The 16,271-nt window shown below is 60.6% G+C and carries 16 protein-coding genes and 2 pseudogenes; 4 read left to right on the forward strand and 14 right to left on the reverse strand.

Annotated elements, in window-relative coordinates:
* On the forward strand, window positions 1-1,113 hold a 1,113-nt coding region (locus ACK41V_RS10870), incomplete at its 5' end, for a PLP-dependent aminotransferase family protein (RefSeq protein WP_409781899.1).
* Here ACK41V_RS10870 and ACK41V_RS10875 read toward each other — a convergent pair.
* Window positions 1,114-1,632, reverse strand: a complete 519-nt coding sequence (locus tag ACK41V_RS10875; protein WP_409781902.1) for a GNAT family N-acetyltransferase — start codon at window positions 1,630-1,632, stop codon at window positions 1,114-1,116. It abuts the gene before it with no gap.
* 58 nt (window positions 1,633-1,690) lie between these two features.
* Between ACK41V_RS10875 and ACK41V_RS10880 the strand changes: the two genes are divergently transcribed.
* Together ACK41V_RS10880 and ACK41V_RS10885 are read left to right on the forward strand one after the other, a co-directional pair.
* Window positions 1,691-2,026 (forward strand): hypothetical protein, encoded by a 336-nt coding sequence (locus ACK41V_RS10880; protein WP_409781905.1) that lies wholly within the window; start codon window positions 1,691-1,693, stop codon window positions 2,024-2,026.
* A gap of 113 nt (window positions 2,027-2,139) precedes the next feature.
* The gene (locus ACK41V_RS10885; RefSeq protein ID WP_409781908.1) at window positions 2,140-2,772 is read left to right on the forward strand and encodes a hypothetical protein; all 633 of its coding nucleotides are present in this window, start codon (window positions 2,140-2,142) and stop codon (window positions 2,770-2,772) included.
* Between the two features lie 16 nt (window positions 2,773-2,788).
* Here ACK41V_RS10885 and ACK41V_RS10890 read toward each other — a convergent pair whose 3' ends face one another.
* The 10 genes and pseudogenes from ACK41V_RS10890 to ACK41V_RS10935 all read right to left on the reverse strand — a co-directional run.
* Entirely contained in the window at window positions 2,789-3,721 is a 933-nt protein-coding gene (locus ACK41V_RS10890) for an electron transfer flavoprotein subunit alpha/FixB family protein (protein ID WP_409781910.1), read from the reverse strand.
* The gene (locus tag ACK41V_RS10895) at window positions 3,722-4,477 is read right to left on the reverse strand and encodes an electron transfer flavoprotein subunit beta/FixA family protein (RefSeq protein WP_409781913.1); all 756 of its coding nucleotides are present in this window, start codon (window positions 4,475-4,477) and stop codon (window positions 3,722-3,724) included.
* A gap of 96 nt (window positions 4,478-4,573) precedes the next feature.
* A pseudogene (locus ACK41V_RS10900) lies at window positions 4,574-4,962 on the reverse strand (amidohydrolase family protein); the annotation flags it as partial.
* A gap of 299 nt (window positions 4,963-5,261) precedes the next feature.
* Window positions 5,262-6,395: a branched-chain amino acid ABC transporter substrate-binding protein gene (locus ACK41V_RS10905; RefSeq protein WP_409782072.1), complete on the reverse strand. Its 1,134-nt coding sequence runs from the start codon at window positions 6,393-6,395 to the stop codon at window positions 5,262-5,264.
* 527 nt (window positions 6,396-6,922) lie between these two features.
* Window positions 6,923-7,519 (reverse strand): ABC transporter substrate-binding protein, encoded by a 597-nt coding sequence (locus ACK41V_RS10910; RefSeq protein WP_409781916.1) that lies wholly within the window; start codon window positions 7,517-7,519, stop codon window positions 6,923-6,925.
* A 251-nt stretch (window positions 7,520-7,770) separates the two neighbouring features.
* Window positions 7,771-8,130, reverse strand: a complete 360-nt coding sequence (locus tag ACK41V_RS10915) for a hypothetical protein (protein ID WP_409781919.1) — start codon at window positions 8,128-8,130, stop codon at window positions 7,771-7,773.
* 100 nt (window positions 8,131-8,230) lie between these two features.
* Window positions 8,231-8,629, reverse strand: a complete 399-nt coding sequence (locus tag ACK41V_RS10920; protein WP_409781922.1) for a roadblock/LC7 domain-containing protein — start codon at window positions 8,627-8,629, stop codon at window positions 8,231-8,233.
* Window positions 8,626-9,201 carry a GTPase gene (locus tag ACK41V_RS10925; protein ID WP_409781924.1) on the reverse strand — a complete coding sequence of 192 codons (576 nt, stop codon included), beginning with the start codon at window positions 9,199-9,201 and terminating at the stop codon, window positions 8,626-8,628. The genes ACK41V_RS10920 and ACK41V_RS10925 overlap by 4 nt, the downstream gene beginning before the upstream one ends.
* Window positions 9,198-9,983 carry a hypothetical protein gene (locus ACK41V_RS10930; protein WP_409781927.1) on the reverse strand — a complete coding sequence of 262 codons (786 nt, stop codon included), beginning with the start codon at window positions 9,981-9,983 and terminating at the stop codon, window positions 9,198-9,200. The genes ACK41V_RS10925 and ACK41V_RS10930 overlap by 4 nt, the downstream gene beginning before the upstream one ends.
* 834 nt (window positions 9,984-10,817) lie before the next feature.
* Window positions 10,818-10,937: pseudogene (locus tag ACK41V_RS10935) on the reverse strand (IS481 family transposase); the annotation flags it as partial.
* Window positions 10,938-11,526: 589 nt separating this feature from the next.
* Between ACK41V_RS10935 and ACK41V_RS10940 the strand changes: the two are divergent.
* Complete coding sequence (locus ACK41V_RS10940; protein ID WP_409781930.1) at window positions 11,527-12,717, forward strand: pyridoxal phosphate-dependent aminotransferase; 1,191 nt, start codon at window positions 11,527-11,529, stop codon at window positions 12,715-12,717.
* A 229-nt stretch (window positions 12,718-12,946) separates the two neighbouring features.
* Here the strand turns inward: ACK41V_RS10940 and ACK41V_RS10945 are convergent, their stop codons facing one another.
* The 3 genes from ACK41V_RS10945 to ACK41V_RS10955 form a co-directional block, all read right to left on the reverse strand.
* Complete coding sequence (locus tag ACK41V_RS10945; protein WP_409781932.1) at window positions 12,947-14,890, reverse strand: DUF3363 domain-containing protein; 1,944 nt, start codon at window positions 14,888-14,890, stop codon at window positions 12,947-12,949.
* A 372-nt stretch (window positions 14,891-15,262) separates the two neighbouring features.
* Window positions 15,263-15,769, reverse strand: a complete 507-nt coding sequence (locus ACK41V_RS10950) for a S26 family signal peptidase (protein ID WP_409781935.1) — start codon at window positions 15,767-15,769, stop codon at window positions 15,263-15,265.
* 23 nt (window positions 15,770-15,792) lie between these two features.
* Window positions 15,793-16,242, reverse strand: a complete 450-nt coding sequence (locus ACK41V_RS10955) for a DUF2840 domain-containing protein (RefSeq protein ID WP_409781937.1) — start codon at window positions 16,240-16,242, stop codon at window positions 15,793-15,795.
* Window positions 16,243-16,271 lie beyond the last annotated feature (29 nt).

A 16,271-nucleotide genomic window follows, 5' to 3' on the forward strand; every position in this document is an offset into this window, starting at 1 on the left:
CCGGTGGCCAACTACCCGCGCAGCGTGAGTGGCATGTTCCAGATGGGCGTGCCGGCGCAGGATGCCTTCCCGGCCAAGGTGTGGGCGCGCATCGTCACGCGCGCTGCGCGTGCATCGGCCGATGCCCCGCTGCGCTACCCCGACCCGCGGGGCGATGCAGCACTGCGCACGGCCATCGCTGCCTATCTGGCGGTGGCGCGCGGCATGGCTTGCAGCGCGGCGCAGGTGTTCATCACCAGCGGGCACACGGCGGCCATCACGCTGGCCGTGCAGGCACTGGGTCTGCAGGGTGAGGTCTGGTGCGAAGACCCTGGCTACCCGCTCACGCGGCGCACGCTGGCGGCCCTGGGCCTGACCAGCGTGGCCGTGCCCGTGGATGCGCAGGGCCTGGACGTGGCAGCCGGCATGGCGACCGCACCCCACGCTGTGCTGGCTGTGGTCACCCCGGGGCAGCAGGCGCCGCTGGGTGCCACGCTGTCGGTAGAGCGCCGGCAGGCCCTGCTCGCCTGGGCAGCGCAGGCCGGGGCCTGGGTGCTGGAGGACGACTACCTGGGCGAGCTGCAGCTGCCGCCAGGGCGCGCCATGCGCGCCCTGGCGGCGCAGGACGCTGGCGGGCGCGTGCTGCACATGGGCACCTTCAGCAAGACCATCAACCCATCGCTGCGACTGGGTTTTCTGGTGGTGCCGGCCGCGCAGGTGGCGCGTTTCGACGATGCGGCGGCGCTGTTCGGCTCGGCCCCCGCGCCGCTGCTGCAGCAGGCCGTCGCCGAGTTCCTGCAGGGCGGCCACCTGCTGCGGCACCTGCGCCGCATGAAGGCGCTGTACGCCCGGCGGCGCGACGCCATCGTGGCCAGCCTGCAGGCGCAATCGGCCACCTGCCGCGCAGGCGGGCTCTCGGTGCTGGTGCGCCTGCCGCCCGGCACGGACGACCTGGCGCTGGCCCTGCAGGCGCGCCAGTACGGCCTGGCACCGGTGCCGCTGTCGCCCTGGTATGCCGACCCACAGCCTCACCATGCCGGGCTGGTCCTGGGCGTTGCCAATGTGCCCGAGGGCGACGCCGCCGTGCACTGCCGGCAGCTCCTGGACCTGGTGGAGGACAGCCAGCGCGGCTGATCAGGCCGCCGCGGCGGCCGCGGCCTGCAGTGGTCGCCCGAAACGCATGGCCTGCGTCAGCAAACCCTGGCGAAAATAGAAGCGCTGGGCCAGCGCGTTCGACAGCCCGGTGTCCAGCACCAGGCAGCTGCAGCCTGCTTCCTCGCCAATGCGTGCCATGGCGTCCATCAGCGCCTGGCCCCAGCGTGCGCCGCGTGCCGTGTCCAGGGTGACCAAGTCGTCCACGTACAGAAAGCGCCCATAGATCAAGTTCTCCGCCAGGCGGTAGCCGCCCAGCGCCACGGCCGTATGGCTGTCCTGCCACGCGGCCAGTATGCGGTAGTGGTCTGCCCGCATGCGGTGCACGCGGGAGATGAAGTCCTCGGCACTTTGCAGCCGGGGCCGCAACTGGTGCACCACGGGCCAGCAGGCCAGCAGGTCGGCATCGCTGTCGGCGTGGCGCAACGCCGGGCCGTAGGGTGTTTGGCTGGCTGCCAATGGCGACGAGGTGCTGGGGGGCAGGGGTGAGTGTGGGTCCATGGGCTGGACTTTAGGCACGGACCCGGCCGGGCGGTAGCACCAAGAATTGGCGATTGGCATGGACCATGTAGCGGCTTTTCGCCCTTGGCGGCCTGGCGCAGGCCGTGTTTTTGTGGTGTGGCGGCACCAGGTTCACGCATATGCATCGGCAAAGCAGTGGGAGTGCGGGCTACCGCATGTAACCGACTCGGCAACGCTCATCGGTGGCGACCGCGCAGCCATTGCCAGGGTCGATGGCGAACCCTTGCTATGGCAGCTGGGTGAGCAGTCTTACAAAGCGCCGTTCAGCCTGTTCTACCTGGTCGTGCTGGCCTCTTTCGGCAAGGACGAGGAAACCCGCACCTTTCAAAGGTACCGGGTGCCTAGACCAGGACGGCCTGCCCGCAGGCCCTGACACCGTTTCCATCTCCAGCTTTGCGTGGGGCGTGCCTGCGGTGCTGCGCCGCAAGGCTGGCACGCTGGCCCGATGCCGAACGGCTCCTCCGCGAGCAACTTCACCAGCGCCTCGTGCGGGTGGATAGCGGGGGCCTGTCCCTGCCGCTGGACCTGAAGGCGATCAACGACAGCCATGCTTGGCTGTGTGCCACCCTGGGCCTGCGCCCCGACCATGTGCTGCCGTCGAGCTTCGTGGCGCGGCTGTACCGCCACCCCAAGCTGGAGGGGGCGCTGGATGCGCCGCCCATCAATTCGTTCTACCTCGACGATCTGGCCAAAGCGCGCGCCATGTTGGATGTCGGGACTGCGCCCGAAACCCTGCTGCGCAATCTGTCCGTGCTGAAGCCCGCGCCGGCAGTCGATTTGCTCAAGGATACTGCAGGCATTGCCGATCTGATTTCCCCCGCGCGCTTTCCGCCTGCATGCTGGCCCAGCCGGGGCAGCCACCCGGTGGTGATGCTGCAGCAGGTGGCCGTGAGTGCGGCACGCACCGAATTTGCTGGCGACAGGCAGGGCATCCTGGCGGTGAATGACCCCCCGGCACAGGCACTTTGCTGGGCCTATGCTTGGGCGCCGGCCGTTGGCACGCCCGTGGCGCTGCAGGGCAAGGGCTACCGCATCGACCACGAGCGCGACAGCCGCCCGAATGGCGGCGCCTACACAAACGCCCCTGCAGGCGCGGTGCGGGTTGCCAACGGCTATTGAGCTGCGGCAGGCCTGATCACAGTGCCTTGACCAGCTCCGGCACAGCGGTAAACAGATCCGCCTCCAGCCCATAGTCCGCCACACTGAAGATAGGCGCCTCCGCATCCTTGTTGATCGCCACGATCACCTTGGAGTCCTTCATCCCGGCCAGATGCTGGATGGCCCCCGAGATCCCCGCCGCGATGTACAGCTGCGGCGCCACGATCTTGCCCGTCTGGCCCACTTGCCAGTCGTTCGGTGCGTAGCCCGCATCCACCGCGGCGCGGCTGGCACCCAGCGCAGCGCCGAGCTTGTCGGCCAGCGGGGTCATCACTTCATCGAACTTTTCCTTGCTGCCCAAGGCCCGGCCACCGGAGACGATGATCTTGGCAGCGGTGAGTTCGGGGCGGTCGCTCTTGGCGATCTCGCTGCCCACAAAGACGCTTTTGCCGGTGTCGGTGGTCGCTGCTGCGGTTTCCGTGGCTGCACTGCCACCGGATGCTGCCGCGGGGTCAAACCCCGTGGTACGCACGGTGATGACCTTGACGCTGTCTGCGCTTTGCACGGTGGCGATGGCGTTGCCGGCGTAGATGGGGCGCTCGAAGGTGTCAGGGGAGATCACCTTGGTGATGTCGCTGATCTGCGCAACATCGAGCTTGGCGGCCACGCGGGGGGCCACGTTCTTGCCGCTGGCGGTCGCCGGGAACAGGATGTGGCTGTAGTTGGATGCGATTGCGAGCACCTGGGCGGCCACGTCCTCGGCCAGGCCGTGTTCCAGGCCGGGGGCATCGGCGTGGATGACCTTGGCCACACCGGCGATTTGTGCGGCGGATTGGGCTGCAGATCCGGCATTGTGGCCGGCGATCAGCACATGCACGTCGCCACCGCAGGCAATGGCGGCGGTCACGGTGTTCAGGGTGGCGCCCTTGATGGCGGCGTTGTCGTGTTCAGCAATAACGAGTACCGACATTTAGATCACCTTCGCTTCGTTCTTGAGTTTCTCGACCAGGGCAGCCACATCGGCCACCTTGACGCCGGCGCCTCGCTTGGCGGGTTCGGTCACCTTCAGGGTCTTCAGGCGGGGCGTGACGTCCACGCCGAGGTCTTCGGGCTTGACGGTATCGAGCTGCTTCTTCTTGGCCTTCATGATGTTGGGCAAGGTGACGTAGCGCGGCTCGTTCAGGCGCAGGTCGGTGGTGATGACGGCGGGCAGGGTCAGGGACAGGGTTTCCAGGCCGCCGTCGACTTCGCGGGTGACGCTGACCTTGTCGGCAGTGAGTTCCACCTTGCTGGCGAAGGTGGCCTGAGGCAGGTCGGCCAGGGCCGCCAGCATCTGGCCGGTCTGGTTGGCGTCGTCGTCGATGGCCTGCTTGCCCAGGATGACCAAACCGGGTTGTTCCTTGTCGACCAGGGCCTTGAGGATCTTGGCCACGGCCAGGGGCTGCAGTTCCAGATCGGCGGGGATTTCCACCAGGATGGCGCGGTCGGCGCCAATCGCCATGGCGGTGCGCAGGGTCTCCTGGCACTGGGCCACGCCGCAGGAGACGGCGATGACTTCGGTCACCAGGCCTTTTTCTTTCAGGCGCACGGCCTCTTCGACGGCGATTTCGTCAAAGGGGTTCATGCTCATCTTCACGTTGGCGATGTCCACACCCGTTTGGTCCGACTTGACTCGGACTTTGACGTTGTAGTCGACCACGCGCTTGACGGCGACGATTGCTTTCATGGGAGGAACTCCATCAGTACAAGGAAAAGGTTCGCGCAGGCGTGTGGGCCTGCGCAGGGAATGAGGAGGGTGTGCTGAAGGCGTCCAGGCCGGGGTTCAGAGAACGACAGGGATCTCGGTCGCCGGCGGCGTGTTGCGGCTGCGGCCGCAGCGCACCAGGCCGTCGATCATCACCATGCCGATGCCGGGGATGTCGCCCAGCTGCACGCTTTCGAGCAGCGTGGCGCCGGCGGTGTGCTGGGCGCGGTCCATGAACACGAAGTCCGCCGCGCGGCCCGGCTCGATCAGCCCGCAGTTGAGGTTGCGGATGCGCGCCGTGTTGCCCGTGGCAAAGCAGAACACCAGCTCGGCCGGGATGTTGGCGAAGCTAGAGATCAGCGCGACCATGCGCAGCATGCCCAAGGGTTGCACGCCCGAGCCCGCGGGACCGTCGATGCCCAGGATCACGCCGTGCGGGCACTTTTAAGTTCCATGGCGGCGCGCGACCCCGCCTTTGATGACTGCTTTGCCCGTGCATGAGAACACTGCATCCATCATGGTCTAGGCAGTGTTGACCACTTTTCAAACGGGACGCGGAGGTGCGAGCCTGGCGCGAAGGCCTCGAGCTTGCGGACGGGGAACAGGCTCTTAGTGATTGTGTGGGTGCCGCGCATGGGAATCTGGCAATGGGGAAGTGGCTGGTGAGCTCACCGGCCTGCGTTGCAGGTCAGGTAGAGCGGAGATGCTTCTTCGGCCTATAAGGCCATGAATAGGTAGTATCTTCCCAGTCGTGAGGAAGTACCAACTAATTCAAAGGCATTTTTTTGCCGCTTTTATAGGTTGACAATGTAGTTAGCGGATTTTTCAGTTCGCCATTTGCATCAAAAGAAATGGCAGAGGTGACACCGCTGTAAATGGTCTTGGAAATTTCTGAAATATAGACCTTGGGATCGGTTGAGTTCGCTCGCTTCATCGCGTCTACCAATACCATTGTCGCATCGTATGTATATGGGCTATAAATTTGGAACTGTCCTGGAAATTTTGCATCGTAACGCTTCTTCCAAGCCTCTCCACCAGTCATTTTGGCGAGACTAACTCCACCCTCCGCGCATACTACATTTTCAACGGTCTTCGCTCCACCAGCGAGTTTGACCACCTCTTCTGTACAAATGCCATCACCGCCAAAGAACTTCACATTTGCCATGCCTAGCTGCTCCATTTGTCGCAGCATTGGTCCCGCTTGCGGGTCCATGCCGCCAAAAAATATCGCATCAGGTGACTTGCCTTTTATGGATGTTAAAACCGCCATGAAATCAGTAGTCTTGTCGTTGGTATACTGTTCATCTACGATCGAAATCCCTTTGTCAATTGCTCGTCGTTTAAAAACCTCCGCGACACCCTGTCCATAGGCTGTGCGATCGTCAATAATGGCGACTTTCTTTAGATTTAATGTATCGGCTGCGTAGAGAGCTATAGCCGCACCAAGTGAGTTGTCATTCGCAATAATTCGATATGTTGTTTTATACCGTGGTTTTGTAAGGTTTGGATTTGTAGCAGATCCCGTGATGTGAGGGATGCCGCAATCGTTATAAATCTTGGAGGCAGGGATGCTGGTACCCGAATTTTGGTGGCCTACGACACCATTGACCTTAGCGTCGCAAAGCTTTTGTGCGACGGCAGTCCCTTGCCTCGGATCACCAGCATCATCTTCTCCGATAACCTCAAACTTAATATTTTTTCCACCTATTTTCAGCTTCTGCGCATTTAAGTCCTCGATTGCCATTCGAACGCCATTCTCATTATCCCGTCCATAGTGCGCCTGAGGCCCAGAAAGCGGCCCAGCGTGACCGATTTTAACAGTCGCCGTTTCCTGAGCGTTTGCGGCGTTAGAGAAAATGCTGATGAGTGCTGCAATTTGGAAATAGATTTTAGTTTTCATATATTGCTTTGGTTTCTGATGCTGCAAGGATGTGGTTTCGCGGATGAGCTTGTATTTTCAATGAAAATAAATGGATCCAAAAATAATTAATTATTTATCTAATTGCCTTTCTCGTAAACAATTTAATTATAAATATTTCTAATTAAAGCGCGATAAGCTGGAATTATTTGCACTTTTGGAATTTCTTCGGCGAAGTATTGAATGGATGGGTAATTTTAACGAAATGAACCGTAGAATCGGAAGGCCAAAGGCGTGCGGCCTTGAGTGAGGCAAATTTCCCGTGTGCAAGGTATTAATCGACTAGGGTGTCGGACTCACAGCGGGCGCCTCAAGCAAAGCGGCGTCAAAGTCTGAATTTTCTGCGCTTAGTGTAGGCATGAAGAGTTTTTAACATCGGCTTAGAAATATTGATTTCGCTGCAGGAAATATGCCAAATCGTAAACCCCAAGCTGAAACCGTTAATTCTTCAACGACGTTGCTCGCAACGCAATTCGAGAACTTCAGCAGAGCGAAAGGAGCCGGGCAATTCATGTGTTCGTAGGTACGCCAACAATGCGGAAGTCTTCGAACGAGGCACCATCCACCGAGCGTGAGAGGATTGCGATTTGGCACAGCCCGCTTTGCCACAGATCAGTTGGCATAGGGAAGGTCTGCAAAACCTCTCTGCCTGATGTTCGCCGGCGCCCATGTTTCAATAAAAATGGCGACATGGATTTGACGGCTGGCGCGGCCACCACATCGGTTAGTGGGCGCCCCCAGCGCATTGCGCCCCTGCATAAGACGTAGCTTGCGGCCGACGGATACTTCGCGGTGACGGCGGTGCCCGAGGAGCAGGGCACGATCAGCGGCGATTTAGCGTCCTGGAACAGGTCGATGGCCTTCATGGCCACGCCGGTGTTGCAAAAGCCGATGGTGGCGACCACCTTTTCATCCAGCAGGTCCTGCGAGACTTTGCGTCCCTGGTCGGGGTTGGCGGCATCGTCCTTAGCCACCAGTTCCAGCCGGCGGCCCAGGTAGCCGCCCCTCGCGTCGATCTCGTCCACCGCCATGCGAATGCCGTTGAGTATGGGCACGCCGATATCGGCCGACGCTCCTGTATACGGCCCCACCATCCCAATTCGCATGGGCGCCGAGTTGCCGGTCTGGGGCGGGCGGGCAGCGCTGCCAGCACCACCACAAAGGCGTCTAGAATCAGCAACTCGCCACCCCGCCATGCGCGTTGCCGCTCGGTGGCAGTTTGGCGCGATGGCGCGAGGCTCTTGTACGGCATGGCACTGCCCTTCCGGGTTGTCTCGTTGAACTCTGAGTATCTAAGTGCCAACTGAGCCCCGACAACGAAGTTTGTCGCAGTCGGGACGTGCGCCGCGGGGCGTCGTCAGAACTCGATCAGCTTCTCGAGGTCCTGCACCTTGCGGCGGGCCAGGGCGAGGTTCGCGCGCGCCTTGTCGAGCACCAGATAGATGAAGATGCCTTCCTTGGTGGCCAGGGGGCGGATGATGTGATACTGCTTGCCCAGCGTGATCAGGACGTCGTCGATGGTGTCCTGCAGGCCAAGCGCCTGCATGGTCTTGTTCTTGGAGCGCAGCACTTCAGTGTTGCCGGCGGCGGCCAGTTCCATGTCTACCCCCGTGCCGATGCTGCCCAGCAGCATGCCGCTGTTGCCGTCGACGATGGCCGCGCACAGCGCTCCCTCCACGCTCAGCAACTGGGTCAGGGATTCATTGAGAGTCGTCATTTTTCTGGTTTCCTTGGGTTTCATTTGCATTGGCTGGAATGGGATGGGTGCTGGCTGCCAATGAAATGCCCGCACCCGAAAATCGGTCGAAAGAGGGCCGTCAACTACGGGACATTTCCTGCACCACTTCGCCCGCGGCCCACAGGGCGCGGCCAAGCAGGGCATCGCTACCCAGCGCCAGGCACAGGATGCAGGGTACCGGCGCATCGATGGACTGGAAAACCACGGTGCTCCCCTCGGCCTCGAAGGTCAGGCGCTTGCACTGAGGGTTCTGAATCTCGCGCCCGACCGCACGCGCCATGGCCATGAGCGAGCTGGCCATGGCTGAAAGCCGACTGGCCTGCAGGTCGCTGCGGTTGCGCAGGCAGGCTATCTCGAAACCATCGGGTGTGGCCAGCAAGGCCAACTGCAGGCCGCTGATGGGCGCGGCATGGGTATCAAGAGCGCGCTGGGCCGTCTGGGCCAGCGCTTCGGAAATCAGGGGGGAACTGCTTTTCATGGGGACTCACTGCACAGGGACAACATCGATACCAGTACCGCAAGGGCCTGCAGCACATCTGCACGCTTTCGCACATCCACCTGCAGCACTACCGGCACCACGCCGTGACCAGCAGTCTGCAGTCCGTTTGCAAGGGCCTGCATCGTTGCCGCTGACGCGGTGCGGGTGCTCAGCACTAGGGCCAGCGGCGGATGTTCGGCCGCTGCGGCTTCGGCCAGCAGCGCGCCGGTGGACTGCACGGCATCCGGGGCATTGGCGTCAACCATCACGAAGACGCCGACGGAGGCGGACACGACCCACTGGCGCAAGAAGTCGAAGCGGTCCTGCCCAGGGCAGCCGCAGACCTGCACGAACTCGCCATTGCCCAGATCGATCTGGCCGAACTCTGCGCCCACCGTGGTGAAGTCCTTGGCATGTGACTGCCGATCCAGGTTAGGCACGTCAGACTCGACCATGTCGTCGCCGCACAGGGCGCGGATGGCGGTTGTCTTGCCCACGCCCATCGGCCCCATGAACGCGATGCGGGGCATTTGGGTGGTGCTCGAAGAGGTCATGGCTGCGGTGACATTCATGGGCGGCTTGCTCTGCTGAGCCATTGAGACAGGCGGCGTACCAGGCCCTTGTGCACGGGCGCCAAGCCGCGGGACGCGGGGGCCGAGGACAGTGGCGTCACCGCGTGGGCCGGCGCGATCACCTGCAGCACCTTGCGACGTGCCAGCTCCTTGAGTAGTTCGCCGAGTTCTGCCGGCGCCAAGCCGCTGTGGGTACGCAGCTGCTGCGTCGTGACAGGCTGGCGCGCCAGCAGGGCCAGGGCGCCGATGCAGCCAGCGCTGTCGAACGGTACCCCCAGGAACACCCAGGAGTCCAGGAGATAGCGGCTGCCTTGCGCCGTAGCCATCGCGGCCGAGCCCAGGGCAGCAGGAGCCGCATGCTGGATGGTGCTGTGGGCGAATGACCGCTCATACGCATATACCGAGGTTGCGGCGGGTGGCTGCCCCGCCGTGGCGGTGGCAGGCTGGCGCGCCTTCCAGTCCAGCAGAAAGACGGCGGCGCGGTCCAGAATGTCGATCAGGTCGGCCACGGTGTGGTCTTGAGCGAGGCGGCCCACCCAGGCATCCGAGAAGCCTGCTGCGGGCTGCTCGTACCCAAGCCAGATCACGCAGGGCGGCAGAGGCTGCAGGCGCAGTAGGTTTGATGACGCGTCGAGCATGACGACCTGCGCCTGATCCAGGGGCGATTCGCTCCACAAGAAAACGGATTTGCGGGCCGCCACGGCAAACAATTCGGAAAACCGGGTGTGCAGTGCCGCACCCAGCAAGTCAGTGGACAGCTCCCCCTTCAGATGAGTTTTCACAGAATCACGCCTAGGAAATCTTTGAGATATAGGCCTTGGGATCTGTTGCTAGGCCGCTTCATCGCATCTTCCAATACCATTATTGCATCGTATGTATGTGGGCTAGAAAATTGGCTTTCCATTTAATTTAATGCGTAGAAATTAAACTTATAGGTATACTGGCATTTCTAATTGAAATGAATTTGCAAGGGATTTATAGGAAAAGAACCGCGAAACTGACGAAATCAAAGGGCCCATATTATTCAGCGAGGCTCAGTGGTCGATTGGACGGTATTAATTCACCGGGTTGTCAGGCGCTTAGCGAAAGTCTCCAACCCAAGCTGCGAAAAATGTGTGAACCCTGTGCGCTTGCAATTTGAATGAAGCAATTTTCAAGCATGGCTTAAAAATGCAGCACTATAGGACCGAGCTGAATCATAACGATAAGCTGAAACTGTTAATTCTTCAACGACGTTGCTCCCAACGCAATTCGATAACGTTAACGAACCCGCAGGAGCCCAAGCATGATGTCTATCGCACCGATGACGTGAGGGAAGTTTTCGAACGCGATGGCATTCGCCCTGCGTCAGAGGATAGGGTTTTGACGCGGACCGCTGTGCCACAGATCATTTGGCTTACTAGGACGTCGCAGTACCGACAATGAGCGCGAATTCCGCCGTAGAGGTTCTGTCCGACAAGGTCATGCGGGGCGGCGAAATTGCCCGATTGGGCTCCGTAAGGGGTTTACGCGGTCAGAACTGACCATTTCTACGTTCAGCTTGGAGATCGGGCGCACGGAGTGCGTAGCTGTGCCCAGGTGCACAACCCCTGGAACAGTTGGTCGAATTACCGCATCCCACTTGGCTCGCGTTCCTTGCCGGAAAACACGCAGTCAGTGAGCTCTTTGCCATTGTCGGTCAGCAGCTTTTTGATCTCCATCTGACAGGCCTTGTGCAATGCTTGAGACAGGTCCTGGCAATGCTCGCATGCCACGCAGATCGCGGTGACCAACTGTGTTTGCGAGCTCGTCGAGTGTGCTGGTGGCGTAGTGCTCAGCTTGTTGCTCCCGGAGCAGCAAGCGATCACGATCCCTGATGGCCCTATCAGCTAGATGTTCTGGTCAACACTAACGATGGCTCTTAAAGTGGCGCGATGTTTGATGTTCTAGTAAATGGCGTGGAAATCCGGCGTTGTGCGCAACTTCTTTCATTCGCGCAGCAGGGCGCTGCTGTGATTTTTGGGGAGGCATTGCCGCACGCTTGTCGCACGGCGATTCACAGCTTACTCAAAATTTCTAGGGTTTGACGACGTCTTAGATTGTGACTTATTGATAATTACCCACAGACTAAATATTCGCAAAACAGCCCTATATGATGCTGTTTTTGAATGTCGCGATGGAATGCCATTTGTAAAGTCATGCTTAATGCGGGAATCAATTATTTCAGAGTAAAAGGTGTAGTGAATTTAAGCGTAAATTTACTGCCTCGAATAATTGATTTCGGCGAAGCCTTATTTCGCCAAAATTCTGACAGTAAAAACATTTTTTTAATCTGCAAGGATCAATATGCGACAAGCAATGCTCAACCTAGAAGCTTCGCGAATCCGAGAAATCGCTAATGCCGGCATGGGTCGTGAGGATTTGCTGGCTTTCTGGTTTGGGGAGAGTGATGAAGTTACTTCCGAAATCATTCGTAATGTGGCCATCGATTCTCTCAAAATAGGAGAAACTTTCTATTCCCAAAACCTCGGCATTCCGATTTTGCGCGATGCCATTGCTAATTATGCGAGTAGTTTGCACAAGCCTGTGCAATTAGATCGCATTGCTGTCACATCTGGCGGGGTAAGCGCGCTTATGCTGGCTTGTCAAGCACTACTAGGCTCCGGTGATGAGGTCGTAGTAATTACGCCGGTGTGGCCCAGCCTAACAGCGCAGCCGCTTATCATGGGTGCTGAGGTGCATATGGTCGCGCTTTTGCATACTGATGGTGAATGGTCGCTGGATTTGCCTAGGCTTTTAGCTGCGGTTACTGAAAAAACTAAACTTTTAGTCGTCAATTCACCGAACAATCCTACTGGTTGGACAATCTCGCAGACAGAGCAGCAGACCATTCTTGAGCATTGTCGGAAGACAGGCACTTGGATCCTCTCAGACGAGGTGTATGAGCGCCTTTACTATGAACACTCTTCCAACGGTTGTGCTCCAAGCTTTTTGGATATTTGTGAGCCAGACGATCAAGTGGTGGTGGTGCAGAGTTTTTCCAAAAGTTTCCTGATGACCGGATGGCGTCTGGGTTGGCTAGTTGTTCCTCCGAAAATGATATCCGTGATTGAGAAGTTAATTGAGTTCAATACTAGCTGCGCAAGCGTATTCGCGCAACGCGCAGGACTGATTGCCATTGAGCGACAAGCGGACATAACACCGCGAGTGCTAGAGCATCTTAGAATTTGCAGAAACACGCTTGTCCCATTGCTGCAAGCAATACCTGGGGTGACGGCCAGTAACCCTAACGGCGGAATGTACGCATTTTTCAAATTGGATATCATATTGGCTGACAATTCGCTCGAGATCGCGAAGCGCCTCGTTGTTGAGGCCGGTATTGGGTTAGCACCAGGCGACGCCTTCGCATCTGGAGGGAATGGTTGGTTGAGATGGTGCTTCGCCACTAGTAATGTTGAGCGGCTACGGGAAGGTGCTAAGCGACTTGAGAGCTGGACCCGGGTAAACAGGCCCAAACTTATAAAAAATTCGCTTTGATACCCGGAATTTGGTGACAATATGCATATATTTTATAGCTAATTTTCGCTATCGTTGATGCAATTCATAATGCGTTGGAGTGTATGCTGAATTAAATATTGCGGTCATACCATCGACAGGATGTCTTTGTGCATCAGGCAGACATTTATTTTGAGTCGTCGGCAATTTTTTGATGCCGAATACGACTTCTTCTTCAAGACGCGCTGCGATGGATCTGGGCATTTCACCGTCAGATGGATATGCCTCGCTGCCTGCCGAGATTCCATGTGGCCGATGAACCGCGCACCACGGCGATGAGTTGCTGGCCCAGCCGCTGCTCGATAACCCGCCGCCAGGGCACGAGGCTGAAACCCATGCCGTCGTCGAGCATGGCGAAGCGGCCGCTGGTCAGCTGGATGCTGCGGCTGTAGACGCCGCTGGCCTGTTGGCCGTCCTGCAACGGGCGGTAGATATGACCGCTCTTGTCTTGGAGGGCCTTGCCCACTGCGGTGAGTTCCCGGTCGCGCAGAGTTGTCAGCAGATTTCGCGAAAGGACGATGCGCTGGCCTTGGCGTTCCGCCAGACCCTGCTCGGCGAGAAAGTCCCCGCGTAATTGCATCGCGTCGCGGACCTGTGCGCCGAAGCCCTGGCTCGCCACGCCGCCATCGACCACCAGATTGCCGTCCAGCCAAGTCGCTCCGATGGCGCGCACCTGCTGCTCGATGGGCAGGTGCGAGCGCAGCTCGATCACCCGGCCCGTCGTCTTCTGCGCATCGTGCTGCTGCGTCCTTTGCATCAGGTCGACTGGAATCTTCCAGACGCCATCGGCCAGGCGCTCCACCACACCGGCGCGACGCAAGGCTTCGAGCCGGCGCACATGGGTTTCGACGGCGGCCTGCGGATCACGACCTCCGGCCTGCCCGAGCTCGGCCAGATGACTGAGTGTGCGGTATATGCCATCCTTCGACACGGCCACGATGTTGCGGTCCACGGGCTTCTCCTGTCCTAACGGCCTGGCCTCCACGATGGCGTGCATAGGGAGTTCGGCCAGATCGGCACCAGCCGGCAGCTTCAGGTAGTGCGCCCGGCCATCGATGCCGTCGACCACCAGATAGCCGCGGTCCTTAAGTTCGTCGGCCAGTCCCTTGCCGGCAATGCGGCCAAGAACGGGTGCAGCGTTGGCACCATCGGCGTCATGCACCACCAGTTCACGCTGCTGGCCCTTGAGCGCGCGACGCATCGTGTTCAGCGCATCCTCGCGCTCGCCCATGGCGTTGAGCGTGACCGCCATGCCGGGTTGAAGCGTCCATCGGTTCGCATCCACCCGCTCGGCCAGTCCCATCCCTTCAAGGCGTTGTAGACGCGCGCGCAGGATGTTCTGGCGCTGCCGATTCGGTGGATTGCCCGTGAGGTTGATGCCGTCCAGGCCCGCCTGCCGGATTATCGCGCGGTCCAGGCTGGTCAGCCGCTGGTGGTCCACCTCGCGCACCAGACTCTGCTGCATCTCGGTTTCGGTGCGCGGCCCCAGCCATTCGGTGGCGATCTCGCTGGCTCGCAAGCGCATTCCATGTGCCATGTAATCCGGAGCGATCACCAGATCTTCTTTGCTGGCGGTGCGACCGTTCATCACGATGTGGGTGTGCGGGTTGTCGGTGTCCCAGTGATCGACGGCCACCCAGTCCAGTCGGGTCTCCAGATCGATCTCCATGCGGCGCATGAGATGGCGGGTGAAGCCTTTGAGGTCTTCCAGTTCCAATCCGTCCTCAAGTGAAACGATGAAGCGGAACTGGTGGCGGTCGCCCTGGCCCCGTTCTTGAAAAGCCTTCAGGTCGGCCACGTCGGTGTCAGCGCCGTAAGCCTGGCCCTTCTGACCGTCGCGTGTGACGCCATCACGCTCGATGTAGCGCAGGTGAAGGGCCGCCGAGTTCGGGCTGGCGCGCCGCAACACCACGAAGCGGGACTTGATGACCACGCGACGCGCGTTCGGTCCCAGGCGCTGGCCGGCCATAGTGGAAGCGACGCGGCCGCGTCCGAACGTGTTGGCGGGCCTTCCAAGGGTCTTGCTGGCGGACTTTGCGCCGGTCTTCGATACCTGTTTGAGGACCTGCGAAACGAAGCGCTGCGCGCGCGGGCTGCCACGCGATCTAGGTGGCGCGGGCTCGATGTGAAAGCGATCCTCATTATTGCCAGCCATGAGGACTCCAGCACACGGTAGCGCAGCGCATCGGAAACAGCACGCGGCGACCGCCGCTGCCACGCGGATTCCAGTCTCTGCGCGGCACGCGCAAGGCCCCTTGCGGTGCCGCCGCAAAACCACGTGCAGACTGGCTTGGAGGGGCGCCGCGTGCCACCCCCTTTATCTGGCCCTCCGTCTCCGCCTTCCGCGTTTGCTCCCGGCTCCGACCTGCCGCCAGCCGCGCACCGGGTGCGCAGCGCTGCCCGAGGGGCAGCGACGATGCAGCGCGAACTGCACGCTGGCGGTGGGCTCCCTGCACGATGGAGTGCAGCGCGGGCGCATGCCCGGCCGCAGTCCCGCGGCATGTTGGGTGATGCGACAAGGCAAGCTTCATGGGGCGTTCCAGGTCCAAAGCGGTCGCGCGATGCCGAGCACGGCAGAGGGGGTGATGGGGCCGAAGTAGCGGCTGTCGAAAGACGCAGGGTTCGTGTCGCTGAGCAGGAACAGTTCGCCGCTGGCGAGGGGGCGGCAATGCGGCCAAGCCTGCAATGGCCGGCGCGCGCCGTCATGTGTGCGTGCGGTCGCCGCCACTGCGCCATCAATCAGCACGACCTGTTCTCGAATGCACACCGACTGCGGCGCAATGGCGCCGATACGCTTGAGGATAGGCACGCCGCTCGGCAGGTAGCGGCGTTGTCCTGCGAATGCTGCCGCGTCGACAGGAAGCCGGGCGAGCACGATGCCGCCGACGTGCAGCGCGGCTGCACTGTCGATGCTGCGGACCTGGTACCAGCCGCGCGGCACGCTGTCCGTCGGGTTGTAGACCAGGAACACACGTTCATGCTCCGACATCGGCATAGAGGCCGGCGCGCATAGCGCAGCCAGGCCGATACCCATGGCGGCAAAAAGTACCCGCCGGGTCATCGGAGGGCCCCGCGCGCAAGATGCGCCGCATGCCCCTCGCTGGTGTAGTCCGGCAGCGGCTGGCGCGCAGCCAGCCGGTTGCCGACGGTGTGCCAGTACGTGGCGGCAACCGCGGCCGGTTCGATGCTGAGCGCTTCGATGGCATCGATCTTTTCAAGCAGCGACTTGACCTGCTGCTCGCCGTCGGCGCGTAGCAGGATGCGCGCGCCCGGCACCACGCCGGCGATGCGCTGCGCGCCATCGAACGGCATCGGTGCTTGCAGCACCATGAGCTGCCAGAGCGCCGTGCCGTAGTCGTTGCCGATCCATTTGACGCGACAGCACACCGCATTGGGCTCGAAGATTGCCACGCGCCGCCATCGATCTAGCACCGTCTCGCGCACCGGCTGGCCGAAGCGCAGCCAGACGTTCACGCGATGCTCGACGAAGGCGAGCGAGACGCGCATAGGGGCAGGCCGTGGCGGCAGCACTGCGT

It is taken from the genome of Acidovorax sp. (assembly GCF_046291265.1).
GTDB lineage: Bacteria > Pseudomonadota > Gammaproteobacteria > Burkholderiales > Burkholderiaceae_C > Acidovorax.